Raw genomic sequence first — 12,802 nt, forward strand, 5'->3', positions numbered from 1 at the left:
CGAGCGCGGCTTATGGGGTAGCGCCGTGAGGAAAAAGAGGGTCGAGCGCTGCACGGCGCCGGGGCTGGAGGAGGACCGCGCAGCGCGTCGACCATGTAGGAGCGTCACGGCGTGAACCAGAACGTCCCACATTCCCTTGAGAATGCGATTGTGTATCCCATCAATTAATGGTTGCAGACGGGATTGTCAATTTTTCCCGTTATTTTTCACCAGATATTGCGGCTGCCGGCTTGGCGGAATTCAGGCCGCATGTGCTGATTTTCGCAGCACGGTAGCGGCTATTTTGAGGTCCTGAACGAAACGCCGGTATTCGCGCGCCTTGGCGTCGGCGTCCGGCAAGCGCAGCAGATAGGACGGGTGCACTGTCACCAAGACCCTGGTGCCGTCGTCGAGATCGATCGGGCGGCCGCGGTTCTTGTTGATCGGGGTGATCTTGCCGAACACGCTTTGCGCCGCGGTGGCGCCCATCGCCACCACCAGTTCGGGTTCGATCGCGGCGAGCTCGCGTTCGTACCACTGCCGGCAGGCCTTGATCTCCGGCGTGCTCGGCTTCTGGTGCAGGCGGATTTTTCCGCGCGGCACAAACTTGAAATGTTTGACCGCATTGGTGACGTAGACCTTGCGGCGGTCGATGCCGGCCTCGTCCAGTGCGCGGTCGAGCATTTGGCCCGCGGGCCCGACGAACGGTTTGCCGGCGAGATCTTCCTTGTCGCCGGGCTGCTCGCCGACCAGCATGATCCGCGCCGTTTGCGCCCCTTCGCCGAACACGGTCTGGGTCGCGTTCTTGTAGAGGGGGCAGGCGCGGCAATCGGCGGCTTCCTCGCGCAGGGTCTCGATATCGTCGGCATGTTTGCGGGGCATGTCGTCTGCCTTGTCGCTTGCCTTGGATGGTTCCATCCGTTTCTGCGGCTTGTGCGGTTCGGTCGCCGCGTTTGCGATCATCGCGCTGGCGGCGCGTCCGGCACCTTCGATCAGGGGTTTAATCAATGAAGCCTCCGGCAGGTTCCGCCAGTATTTCCGGGGCATCTCCTTCTGCATCGCCTGCACTTTCAGCCGGGCGGGATTGAAGATGCTGGCGTAGTAACTGCGCCAGGTTTCCTCCAGCCGATCGGCGGTCGGCGCTTCGCTCTTGGTGACGCCTGGCGTGAACGAGACGGCGTGGCCGTCCCAATGCGCACAGACGTCGGGGGTGAGGATCGACCATGGCATGTCGGCAAAGCGGCGCGCAAAGAATGGCGCGGCCAGTTCGACGATGTGGTGCTCCGGTTCGAACCAGGCAACGAAATGCGATTTCTGCTCGCGGCCGATTTCGCGGAAGCGGACAAAGGCATGCATCTTGTGCTCATCGCGGCGCACGGCTTTTGCCATCGCGGTGACGTCGGCCACATCGGGATCGGTTGCGAGTTCGAGCAGATCGTGATTACTTCGCAGCCGCCACAGCAGGCGATAGAGCAGGGCGAACCGTTCCGGGTTGCGGTGCAGGATCGCAGTTTCAGCCAGCTCGACGAATTTGGCGGGGACGTTGAAGGTGGTGCCCTGTGGGGGGGCGAGCGGCGGCGCAGACGGCTCAAACAATTCGGGCGCATCGCCGGCGACACGCCACGTCACGTCGGAGGGGTTCACATCGTTTAGCGCCAGCGCACGCGCGGCTTTGCGCCAGCCATCGAAATCGGTTTCGCTGTCGAGGGTGATGTGGTGCATGTCTCTCCTCCTCGTCATTGCTGTGCATGTTCACTAATTCGCTGATTGGATCGCTCCTCTGGAGGACGATCCGATGCGCGACAATAGCTACGACCGGACGATTGAACGCAACTATCTGCAGAAGTGGCGGTTTCTGATCCCGGAATATGAGGCGGTGAAGGCTGGTCGATCCCCGCTGTTCAAGCGGGTCGGCGACTTCTACCGCCATCACGGGACCTGCTCGCAGACCTTCCGCAAGTATTACAATCGCTATCTGCAGAGCGGTGAGGAAGCGGACCTGCTGCCGCGCCGGCGCGGGCCCAAATGGCGGGAACGGCGCGAGCCGGAAGGGATCGAGGCGGAGATCGTCGCCCACCGCAGGCGGGGGATGAACCGCTACGAGATTCATGCCGTCTTGCGTGAGAAGCGCGACACGGTACCTTCGCCCGTAACGATCTACCGGGTGCTGAGACGCTACCAGCTGAACCGCCGCACGGTGGCGATGCGTGAGGAGAAACGTCGCATTATCAAGGACAAGCTCGGGGAGCTGGGCCACGTCGATCTGCATCAATTGCCGCGCGATATGTTCCTCGCGCCACCCCCGGTCACGGCCTACATCATCAGCCTGATCGACAGCTGCTCGCGGCTGGCCTGGGCCGAGGTCCTGACGTCCAAGAAGGCGCTGCCGGTCATGTTCAAGACCCTGAAGATGATCAACACCCTCAACGTCACCTATGGGCTCGTCTTCCAGGAAATCCTGTCCGACAACGGCGCCGAGTTCGCCGCCCGCACCAAGCCGGACGAGCATCCGTTCGAGGCCATGCTGCTCGAGCTTGGCATCAAACACCGCTACTCCAGGCCCTATCGACCGCAGACCAATGGCAAGGTCGAACGCTTCTGGCGCACCCTCGACGAGGACGTTATCGAGGGCGCCACCTTCGACAATCTCGATCACTTTGCCAACGAACTGTTCGAGTACCTAATCTACTACAACAACCACAGGCCCCATCAGGCCTTGGCGGGGCAAACTCCCAAGGCCTTCGCCGCTACCAAGACCACTGCGATCCAATCAGCGAATTAGTGAACATCGACAATTGCGAGCGAAGCGAAGCAATCCATTTCTCCGCTTGCTGAGACATGGATTGCTTCGTCGCTCGCGCTCCTCGCAATGACGCTGTGGGTTCAGAACCCAAATCTCAACTGCGTCGCCTTCGGTTTGAACCGCTCCGTCAGCCCCGCGCCATCGAGCAGATGCGGGGAAGGGCGGTGGTCTGCGAGAACGATAAACGGCAGCGCCTTCTTCTGCGGAATGTGCAGCCGCGCCAGATCGGCCAGGCGGATCGAGGTCAGGCGGCGCGTCGCGATGATGCGGTCGACCGCCCTGGTGCCGAAGCCCGGCACCCGCAACAGCTCTTCGCGGCTGGCGGTCGCGACATCGAGCGGGAAGCGGCCGCGGTGGCGCAGCGCCCAGGCGAGTTTCGGATCGATGTCAAGCGGCAGCATGCCCTTGGCGTCGTCGACGATCTCGCCGGCATCGAAACCGTAGAACCGCATCAGCCAGTCGGCCTGGTAAAGCCGGTGCTCGCGTACCAGCGGCGGCGCCACAAGCGGCAGCGCGCGGCTGGCGTCCGGGATCGGGCTGAAGGCCGAATAATAGACGCGCTTGAGGCGGTAGGAGCCGAAGAGGTTGGCGCTGGTATCGAGGATGGTTTTGTCGTCGGCCGCATCCGCGCCGATGATCATCTGCGTGCTTTGCCCGGCCGGTGCAAAACGCGGCGGCTTTGCTTTCGTTGCATTTTTGTCGTTCTCCTGCGCTTCATCGAGCCTCAGCCGCAGCCGGCCCATGGTGCGGCGGATCGCGCGCACGTCCTTTTCCGGCGCGAATTTCGCAAGACTGTTTTCCAGCGGCATTTCGATATTGATGGAGAGACGGTCGGCATATTTGCCGGCCTCCGCGATCAGCGCGTCGTCCGCTTCAGGAATGGTCTTCAGATGGATGTAGCCGCGAAAATGATGCTCCTCGCGCAGCTTTCGCGCGACGCTCACCACCTGCTCCATGGTGTAGTCGGCGCTGCGGATGATGCCGGAGGAGAGAAACAAGCCCTCGATGTAATTGCGCCGGTAGAAGTCGATCGTGAGCTTCACCACCTCATCGACCGTGAAGCGGGCGCGCGGCACGTTCGAGGAGGTGCGGTTGACGCAATAGAGGCAATCGTAATTGCAGGCGTTGGTGAGCAGCACCTTCAACAGCGAGATGCAGCGTCCGTCCGGCGCGTAGGAATGGCAGATGCCCATGCCTGATACGGTCGAACCGAGGCCCTTGCCGTCGCTGGAATCCCGCTTCTCGGTGCCGGAGGAGGCGCAGGAAGCATCGTATTTCGCGGCATCCGCCAGGATTTCCAGCTTACGTTGCACGTCCATCGTCGAATCCCTTTGATTCCGCTCATGAATCGCCCGGGTGTCAATCCCGATTGACTCCGCCGGGCCTGTTAGCTTTATATTAGAACATATCATGAACAAATGAGCCAGCCGCGGGTTCACTCGGGAAGAAGCGGTAAGGCCCAATTTCCGAAGGAGCGGCGCATGAGCACCGCACGCATCAGCACGCTTGCAAGTTTGCGCGGAAGCATCGAACGCCTGGAGGCGCATGGCGATGCGCATGACCTCACCAGGATCGCGCTTGGCCATAAGGCCGCGGATACGATGTTGCAGGGCGGGCTGGCGCTATCAGCGGTGCATGAAGTGTTCGCCGAGGGACATCAGAGCGCTGTGGCCACCGGCTTCATCGCCGGCCTTGCGGGACGGGTATCGCCGCGCCGGCCGCTGGTCTGGGTGCGGCAGGATTTTTCGGAAATTGAATCGGGCGCGTTGTCGATGAGCGGGCTCTGCGAATTGGGGCTCGATCCGCGGTTGCTGGTAACGGTGCGCGCGCCCGATACCGACGCCGCGCTACGGACTGCCGCCGACGCGCTGGCCTGCGACGCGCTCGGCGCCGTGGTGCTGGAAGTCTGGGGGCAGGCGCGTCAGCTCGATCTCGTCGCCAGCCGCAAGCTCACTTTGGCCGCGCAAGCCTCCGGCGTCACCGCGCTGCTGCTGCGGATGGCCGCCGAGCCGCGGCCTTCGACCGCGGAGACAAGATGGATCGTGCGCGCCGCGCATTCGCCGCCGGGATCGCCGTGGAGCGCGTGGGGCGCGCCCGTTTTCGACGCGCATCTCGTTCGTAACCGTCATGGCCCGGTCGGCCGCTGGATCATGGAATGGAATTGTGATGAGTGCCTGTTCAGTGAACCGTCGGCGTATCCTCAGTCTCTGGCTGCCACGCCTGCCCATCGACCGCATCCAGCGGCGGCTCAAGGCGCTTTCAGACGAAGCGCGTGAGCAAAACTCTCACGACACGAACGCTGCGCTCCCTCTCCCGCTTGCGGGGGAGGGCTGGGGTGGGGGTGCCGCCGCGAGTCCCACTGGATGTGTGGAGAGAGCTTCCCCCACACAGATCGTATCCTTCCCCTCCGTCGTCGTCGCCAAGCAGCACAACGCCATCCTGATCTATTCCCTCGACGAGGCCGCCGTGCGCGCCGGCCTCTCGATCGGCCTGCCGCTCGCCAATGCCCGCGCAATCTGCCCTGAACTCACGGTGTTCGACGCCGACGAGGCTGCCGACCGCAAGACGCTCGATGACATCGCCGACTGGTGCGACCGCTTCACCCCCTTGGTGGCGCTCGATCCGCCGTATGGGCTCTATCTCGACATCACCGGCTGCGCCCATCTGTTCGGCGGCGAGCGCGCGCTGCTGCAGATTGTCTGCGGTGCGCTGAGCCGCCGCGGCTTTGCCGTCAGCGCCGCGATTGCCTCCACCTCGATCTGCGCCCGCACGCTGACGCGCCATGCGTCGGGAAAGATCGTGGCCGACGGCGAGGAGGCCGAGGCCGTCGCTCCGCTGCCAATATCCGCGCTCGGCGCGGGTGACGCCATCACCGCCGGTCTGCGCCGCGCCGGCCTGAAGACCATCGGCGACGTCGCCTTGCGCGCGCCCCACGAAATCACCGCGCGGTTCGGCGCGCCCTTCACGACGCTGCTGGCGCAGGCGCTGGGGCAGGGCGATGCGCCGATCAGTCCCCGAAAGCCGCTGCCGGATTACATCGTCGAAAAACGTTTTCCCGACCCGGTCGCGACCGACACCGTGATCGCGATGAATCTGTCTGCGCTGGCCGCCATGCTGGTCACGGCGATGGACAAGCAGGGCAAGGGCGCGCGGCGGCTGGACGCGAGCTTCTTCCGTACTGACGGTGCGGTGCGCACGATCTCTGTCGACACCGGACGTCCGGTGACGAGGCCGGAGATAATCGACCGCTTGTTTCGCGAACGGCTCGATGCGCTCAACGATCCGCTCGATCCCGGCTTCGGCTTCGATCTTATCCGCCTGTCCGCCAGCCGCACCGAAATCGTGGTGCAGCAGCAGCGCGATCTCGACGCCAACATCCATGACAATGATGAACTGTCCGCATTGATCGACCGCATCGCCGCGCGGATCGGCGGCAAGCGTGTCCTCGTGCATCTGCCTGAGGATACCCACATCCCCGAGCGCGCCGTGCTGGCCATGCCGGCGCAGCATCATCTGGCGGCCGCCGCACAGGCCGCCTGGCCCGAGCGGATCGAAAGCGAGCCGCCGCTGCGCCCGTTGCGGCTGTTCGACAAGCCCGAGCCGATCAAGGTGCCGTTTGCGACCGTCCCCGACGGCCCGCCGCATCAATTCACCTGGCGGCGCGTCACGCACACGGTGGCGCGGGTGGAAGGACCCGAACGCATCGCGATGGAATGGTGGAAGCAAAACGGCGACGGCCCGACGCGGGATTATTTCCGCATCGAGGATGAAGCGGGCCTGCGCTTCTGGATCTTTCGCGACGGGCTCTATGAAAGCGAAGCGGCGGATGCGGAAGTCGAGGCCGGCTCTGTCAGATGGTTCGTGCACGGGCTGTTCGCATGAAAAGTTCTCTCACCACTTATGCCGAGATCGGCATCACCACCAATTTCTCCTTCCTGCGCGGCGGCTCGGACCCACGCGCCTATGTGCACCAGGCCAGCGAACTCGGCATTCCCGCCATCGGCATCGCCGATCACAACACGCTGGCCGGCGTGGTGCGCGCGTATAAGGAGCTCGACAATCCCGAAGTCAAACACGCGCCAAAGCTCCTGATCGGCGCGCGCCTCGTCTTCATCGACGGCACGCCGGATATCCTGATCTATCCGCGTGACCGCGCGGCTTACGGCCGGCTCTGCCAGTTGCTCACCCGCGGCAAGCGCGGCGACGACATCACGCAGATCGAGAAGGGCGAGTGCCATCTAAGGTTCGATGACCTTCTGGATTTTGCCGAAGGCCAGCTTCTGGTGCTGGCGCTGCCGCATCGCTTCGACGTAGCGGGGGCGCAGGAAATTTTAGAACGTCTGAAGCAGAGCCGCGCTGACGGCGTCTGGCTCGCCGCGAGCCTGCTCTACCGCGGTGACGACAAGCGCCGTCTCGCGCGGCTGCATCGCATCGCGCGTGCTGCCAAAGTCCCGCTGCTCGCGACCAACGAGGTGCTGTACCACCATCCCGCCCGCCGGCGGTTGCAGGACGTGCTGACCTGCATCCGCGAAAAGACCACCATCGACGCCATCGGCAGGCGGCTCGAAGCCAATGCCGAGCGTTACCTCAAGCCTATCAATGAAATGACGCGGCTGTTTCGCGATCTGCCCGAGGCGATCGCGGAGACCATGCGCTTTACTTCCCGCATTTCGTTTTCGCTCGACCAGCTCAAATACCAGTATCCGGACGAGCCGGTGCCGCCGGGCAAGACCGCGCAGGAACACCTCGAAGACCTGACCTGGGCCGGTGTCGACAAATATTTTGGCGGCGTGATCGACGACAGGCTGCGCGCCACCTTGCGCAAGGAGCTCGACCTGATCGCCGAATTGAAATATGCGCATTATTTCCTCACCGTGCACGACATCGTGCAATACGCGCGCAGCCAGAACATCCTGTGCCAGGGCCGGGGCTCGGCGGCGAATTCCGCCGTCTGCTACGTGCTCGGCGTCACCTCGGTCGATCCAACCAAGGTCGATCTGTTGTTCGAGCGCTTCATCTCCAAGGAACGACTGGAGCCGCCCGACATCGACGTCGATTTCGAACATTCGCGGCGCGAGGAGGTGATGCAATATGTCTACCGCCGCTACGGCCGCCATCGCGCCGCGATCATCGCGACCGTCATCCATTATCGTCCACGCAGCGCCATCCGGGACGTCGGCAAGGCGCTGGGGCTGACCGAGGACGTCACCGCGGCGCTCGCCGACACCGTGTGGGGAAGCTGGGGCAAGGGCCTCAACGAAATGCAGGTCCGCCAGGCCGGGCTGGACCCTGCGAATGCGATGGTCGAACTCGCGGTTGAGCTTGCCACCGAACTGATCGAATTCCCCCGCCATCTGTCGCAGCATGTCGGCGGCTATGTGCTGACGCAGGATCGGCTCGACACCTATGTGCCGATCGGCAATGCCGCGATGGACGACCGCACCTTCATTGAATGGGACAAGGACGATGTCGACGCGCTAAGCATGATGAAGGTCGACGTGCTGGCGCTGGGCATGCTGACCTGCATCCGCAAATGCTTTGACCTGATCGCCGACCACAAGGGCGAGCGTTGGGAGCTCGCCACCGTGCCGCAGGACGAGGCGCCGGTCTACGACATGCTGTGCCGCGGTGAATCGCTCGGCGTGTTCCAGGTCGAAAGCCGCGCGCAGATGAACATGCTGCCGCGGCTGAAGCCGCGCACCTTCTACGACCTCGTCATTGAAGTGGCGATCGTGCGGCCCGGCCCGATCCAGGGCGACATGGTGCATCCGTACTTGCGGCGGCGAAACGGCATCGAGAAGCAGAGCTATCCGTCGCCGTCGCCCGAGCATGGTCCGGCGGATGAACTGTACAAGGTGCTGCACAAGACGCTCGGCGTGCCCCTGTTCCAGGAGCAGGCGATGCGGATCGCGATCGAGGCCGCCAAATTCACCTCCGAGGAAGCCAACGGCTTGCGCCGATCGATGGCGACGTTTCGCAACGTCGGCACCATCGGCAAGTTCGAAGACAAGATGATCGGCAACATGATCGCGCGCGGCTATGCGCCTGAATTCGCCAAAAACTGTTTCGAGCAGATCAAGGGTTTTGGCAGTTACGGCTTTCCGGAAAGCCACGCCGCCAGTTTCGCCCAGCTCGTCTATATCTCGTCATGGCTGAAGCATTACCATCCCGATGCCTTCTGCTGCGGCCTGCTCAATTCGCAACCGATGGGCTTTTACGCCCCGGCGCAGATCGTCGGCGACGCCCGCAAGAACGGCGTCGAGGTGCGCGAGATCGACGTGTCCTTTAGTTTCGCGCAGAACACGCTGGAGGAGGGGAGTAATGAATATTGTGCCGTCCGTCTCGGCTTCCGCCAGATCGACGGATTTCACTGGCTCGATGAAGATGAGGAGCGGCTGAAGCGAATGCAGATGTCGTTCCGGGATGCATCAGAGAAAGAATCCTATTTGGCCAGCCGCACCGGGACTGTGCTCCCTCTCCCGCTTGCGGGGGAGGGTCGGGGAGGGGGTGTCTCCACGAGTCCTAATGTCCGTGTGGAGAGAATTTCCCCCACCCGGATCGCATCATTCGATACGATCCGACCTCAGAGCGAACTTGGCTCGTCTCGACCCCCGCAAGCGAGAGAGGCGAAGAGTCCCCGCGGATCAGCCACTGTGGAAGCAACCGACTGGGCCGACCGCATCGTCGCCGCCCGCAAGCGCCGTCCCTTCACCTCGCTGGAGGAATTCGCCCGCGACACCGGCTTACCAAAACGCGCGCTGATCCTGCTGGCGGACGCCGATGCCTTCCGCTCCATCGGGCTCGACCGCCGCGCAGCGCTCTGGGCGGTGCGGCGGCTGCCCGACGACGTGCCGCTGCCGCTGTTTCAGGCCGCGATCGCCCGCGAGCAGCCCGACGAGAACGCCAAGCCGCTGCCGCTGATGCCGCTGCCGGAGCAGGTGGTCGCCGACTATCAGACGGTCCGGCTGTCGCTGAAGGGCCACCCAATGGAATTCTTGCGCGAGAAGTTCACGAAGGAGCGAGTCGTTCCCTGCCGGGACGTCAACCACAGGAACGACAAGCGCCGTGTCAGCTGCGCAGGCGTGGTGCTGGTGCGCCAGCGCCCGGGCAGCGCCAAGGGCGTCGTCTTCATGACGCTGGAGGACGAGACCGGCATCGCCAATATCGTGGTGTGGCCCAAGGTGATGGAGCAGTACCGGAAAGAAGTGATGGGCGCCCGGCTCATTCTGGTCGAGGGCTACATCCAGAGCAGCCCGGAGGAGGTGACACATCTGGTGGCGCAGCGGATGGTCGACCGCTCCCACGATCTGATCGGCCTTGCCAATGATGCGCTAAGCCGCAAGCACCCGGTGCCGGCGGGCCCGGCGCTGGTCGAACCTCTCAACGACGACCGCCGCGACCATGCCGATACACCCGCGCAAAAAATCCGCCACCCACGCGACGTTCGCATCCTGCCGCCGTCCCGGGATTTTCATTGAGCTGGTCTCTTCTGCGGCTGTCAGTAGAGTACCGGAGCGAAAGCTGACGCTGCCTTCACGAAGCTCGCGCCCTATCAGTTCCTGAAGCTGCCGCAGAGAAGATCGCCTCTACGTTCTCCGGCGAAAAAAACTCCGTCGGCGATATCGTCCCGGCGTTCAGACGCGCAAAGCCATCCATGGCGGCCTTGTTGCCGTGAACCGCCTCAAGGATCCGTTGCAGCTCTGGGGGCGGCGGTTCAAGCGTGGCGAGGTCGCAGGTGAAATCATACATCGCGCCGACGTCCGCGTCGCGGATGCGCCGGTACTCGGCCATGGCTTCCTCGAATGGCCGCGCGCCCGACAAGGATTGGTCGATTGCCCCGGCGCAGAGTTCGGCGTCCCGGAAGGCGTCGAGAATTCCCTGTGCGGTTATGAAGTCCCTGTTATAGCCGGCGTCGCCTGCGAGAGCCCAGCCGGGACCGTAAGGCTTGCAAAAATAGTTCGGGACCGCAGCTCCAGCGAACGGTGCTTCACGCGTTGCGCTCCGCAGCCGCTTCGCAAAGTCCGGCGCCTGCTCGATTGCCTTCAGGTAATTGCCCTCGATATCCCGCTTGTTGTCCGCAAATTCCGCGTAAGGCCATCCGGCAATGACGAGCGTCAGGTCGTCATGGGTCGGCATTGCCGCAAAGGCGCGCCTGTCGCGGATGAAGGTTTCAAAGCGGCCGTCGGTGGGCAGTCCTCTCCAATAGCTGTAGTAACCCGCCAGCAAAGGCGGCTTGTCGCGGTAGTGCTCGGGATGCACCGCCTCGCTCAGCATGGAATGCCGGCCGTCGGCCCCTACGACAATATCGGCATATTCTGCGATGGTGCCGCCCTGCTTCGATCGACCCTTGATGCCGACGACGCGCTCTCTCTCGATAATGATCTCCTCGACGACGAAGCCCTGGCGTACCTCTGCACCGGATTCGGCAGCAGCATCGACCAGCAGCTTGTCGAGGATTGTCCGCCGCGGGCAGTAGGCGACGGCGTCCTTGTCCGTGCCCGGCGCGCCGGCAATCGTGAAGGCGCCGAAGTCGAAAGAGTAGGTGTGGATCGGCGGGCATCCGGTCGCCACCAGGTGGTCGAGCAGCCCCCATCGTGTCAGCGCGTTCACGGCGCGGGGATGCACAAGATGCGTTGACACCGTGTCGCTCGGGAATGACGCGCGATCGACCGCCAGCACCCGGTATCCCTTACGCGCCAGGAGCATCGCGGTTGGCGAGCCGGCGCAGCGCGCGCCTATCACGATCACGTTGAATGCCTTGCCCATCGGAACCTCCTTGCAAAGTTCTTCCGTGCCGGTTCATGGCAGCCAGGCTGACTGGTCGCGTTGGCCGGACTCGTGGCATTCGAGCCTAGCTGGAAGCCGAAGCCGCAACTTTGCCGAAACTCCGTGGTTCTTTGCAGCCGGGTCGGGTCCACGGTCGACGGAGCACGGAAATGGATGCTCTATCGGAGGCGCTGGCGTCTGTGCGCATGACCGGCGCCATCTTCTACCACGCGGAGTGCACAGCGCCCTGGGGGTTCCGGGTGCCGCATCTGCGAGACGTTGGCCACGTGCTTGCTCCCGGAACCGAGCGGCTGGTCAGCTATCACCTGGTCACCCACGGCAAGGCTGTCGTGTGCTTTCCGGGCGAACCGGATATCCCCGTCACGGCGGGGGATATCCTGATCATTCCGCACGGCGATGCGCATACCGTCTCGAACGGCTCGCCATCGGCCTTCATGGACAGCGGGGCCTCGCTCGACAGCTATCTCGCGGGCGATCTGACGACGATGCGATTGGGTGGCGGCGGCGAACTGACCCAATTTGTCTGCGGCTATTTCGGCTGCGAACGTCATGCCGAACGGCTTTTCCTGGCCGGCCTTCCTCTGATGATCAAGATCAACCTGCGGGGCGACCCGGCCGGCGAATGGCTGGAGAGCTCGGTTCGTCATCTTGTCGCCCAGGCTGATTCCCCGCGACCGGGACAAGCGGTGCTGCTCTCCAAGATGGCGGAAGCGCTCTTCATCGAAACCATTCGCCGCTACATGGAGGCGTTACCGGCCGAACAGACCGGCTGGCTCGCCGGCGCGCGCGATCCGGTTGTCGGCGGCGCACTGGCGCTGCTGCACCGAAAGCCCTGTCATCATTGGACCGTGGACGATCTTGCTGCCGCTACAGCGGTTTCACGCTCGGTCCTGGCCGAAAGGTTCTCCCGCTTTCTTGGCGAGCCGCCGCTGGCCTATCTTGCCCGCTGGCGATTGCAGCTCGCCGCCAGGATGCTGCAAACCACACGGGAGCCGGTGATACAGGTGGCATCCGAGGTCGGGTATGACTCGGAGGCGGCGTTCAATCGGGCGTTCAAGCGCGAATTCGGTATTCCGCCGGGGCAGTTCAGGGGCCAATTCAGCGGCCAATCGAAAGGATCGCGCCCGCGGGCGGGAGCGGTTGGAGGTGTGCGCATTCCCTCGGACGCGGCGTGAGAGGAATCGAAAAGGTATCTCAATGATGACTTCGCCGGCGATCCACAGATCCGCTGGC

General features: G+C 63.6%; 8 protein-coding genes. 5 read left to right on the forward strand and 3 right to left on the reverse strand.

What is annotated here, in order from left to right; all coding sequences use genetic code 11:
- Window positions 1–240: 240 nt before the first annotated feature.
- The gene (locus ACH79_RS22720; protein ID WP_161852996.1) at window positions 241–1,701 is read right to left on the reverse strand and encodes a UdgX family uracil-DNA binding protein; all 1,461 of its coding nucleotides are present in this window, start codon (window positions 1,699–1,701) and stop codon (window positions 241–243) included.
- Window positions 1,702–1,774: 73 nt separating this feature from the next.
- Here ACH79_RS22720 and ACH79_RS22725 point away from each other — a divergent pair, with 73 nt between their 5' ends.
- Window positions 1,775–2,761, forward strand: coding sequence for an integrase core domain-containing protein (locus tag ACH79_RS22725; RefSeq protein ID WP_161849690.1), 987 nt, complete (start codon window positions 1,775–1,777; stop codon window positions 2,759–2,761).
- Window positions 2,762–2,862: 101 nt separating this feature from the next.
- Here the strand turns inward: ACH79_RS22725 and ACH79_RS22730 are convergent, their stop codons facing one another.
- Window positions 2,863–4,101: a putative DNA modification/repair radical SAM protein gene (locus ACH79_RS22730; protein WP_161852997.1), complete on the reverse strand. Its 1,239-nt coding sequence runs from the start codon at window positions 4,099–4,101 to the stop codon at window positions 2,863–2,865.
- A 162-nt stretch (window positions 4,102–4,263) separates the two neighbouring features.
- Here ACH79_RS22730 and ACH79_RS22735 point away from each other — a divergent pair, with 162 nt between their 5' ends.
- The 3 genes from ACH79_RS22735 to ACH79_RS22745 all read left to right on the forward strand — a co-directional run bounded on the left by ACH79_RS22735 (window position 4,264) and on the right by ACH79_RS22745 (window position 10,260).
- Window positions 4,264–5,058, forward strand: coding sequence for an ImuA family protein (locus ACH79_RS22735; protein ID WP_161852998.1), 795 nt, complete (start codon window positions 4,264–4,266; stop codon window positions 5,056–5,058).
- 91 nt (window positions 5,059–5,149) lie between these two features.
- Window positions 5,150–6,664 carry a DNA polymerase Y family protein gene (locus ACH79_RS22740; RefSeq protein ID WP_161852999.1) on the forward strand — a complete coding sequence of 505 codons (1,515 nt, stop codon included), beginning with the start codon at window positions 5,150–5,152 and terminating at the stop codon, window positions 6,662–6,664.
- The gene (locus ACH79_RS22745; RefSeq protein ID WP_161853000.1) at window positions 6,661–10,260 is read left to right on the forward strand and encodes an error-prone DNA polymerase; all 3,600 of its coding nucleotides are present in this window, start codon (window positions 6,661–6,663) and stop codon (window positions 10,258–10,260) included. The genes ACH79_RS22740 and ACH79_RS22745 overlap by 4 nt, the downstream gene beginning before the upstream one ends.
- 55 nt (window positions 10,261–10,315) lie before the next feature.
- Here the strand turns inward: ACH79_RS22745 and ACH79_RS22750 are convergent, their stop codons facing one another.
- Window positions 10,316–11,548, reverse strand: a complete 1,233-nt coding sequence (locus ACH79_RS22750) for an NAD(P)/FAD-dependent oxidoreductase (RefSeq protein ID WP_161853001.1) — start codon at window positions 11,546–11,548, stop codon at window positions 10,316–10,318.
- Between the two features lie 170 nt (window positions 11,549–11,718).
- Here ACH79_RS22750 and ACH79_RS22755 point away from each other — a divergent pair, with 170 nt between their 5' ends.
- Entirely contained in the window at window positions 11,719–12,744 is a 1,026-nt protein-coding gene (locus ACH79_RS22755; protein ID WP_161853002.1) for an AraC family transcriptional regulator, read from the forward strand.
- Window positions 12,745–12,802 lie beyond the last annotated feature (58 nt).

Source organism: Bradyrhizobium sp. CCBAU 051011 (assembly GCF_009930815.1).
Lineage (GTDB): Bacteria > Pseudomonadota > Alphaproteobacteria > Rhizobiales > Xanthobacteraceae > Bradyrhizobium.

Bases quoted from the DNA above. Each gene is read 5' to 3' on its own strand.
- ACH79_RS22720 (WP_161852996.1), bottom strand. From the start codon at position 1,701: ATGCACCACATCACCCTCGACAGCGAAACCGATTTCGATGGCTGGCGC.
- ACH79_RS22725 (WP_161849690.1), top strand. From the start codon at position 1,775: ATGCGCGACAATAGCTACGACCGGACGATTGAACGCAACTATCTGCAG.
- ACH79_RS22730 (WP_161852997.1), bottom strand. From the start codon at position 4,101: ATGGACGTGCAACGTAAGCTGGAAATCCTGGCGGATGCCGCGAAATAC.
- ACH79_RS22735 (WP_161852998.1), top strand. From the start codon at position 4,264: ATGAGCACCGCACGCATCAGCACGCTTGCAAGTTTGCGCGGAAGCATC.
- ACH79_RS22745 (WP_161853000.1), top strand. From the start codon at position 6,661: ATGAAAAGTTCTCTCACCACTTATGCCGAGATCGGCATCACCACCAAT.
- ACH79_RS22750 (WP_161853001.1), bottom strand. From the start codon at position 11,548: ATGGGCAAGGCATTCAACGTGATCGTGATAGGCGCGCGCTGCGCCGGC.
- ACH79_RS22755 (WP_161853002.1), top strand. From the start codon at position 11,719: ATGGATGCTCTATCGGAGGCGCTGGCGTCTGTGCGCATGACCGGCGCC.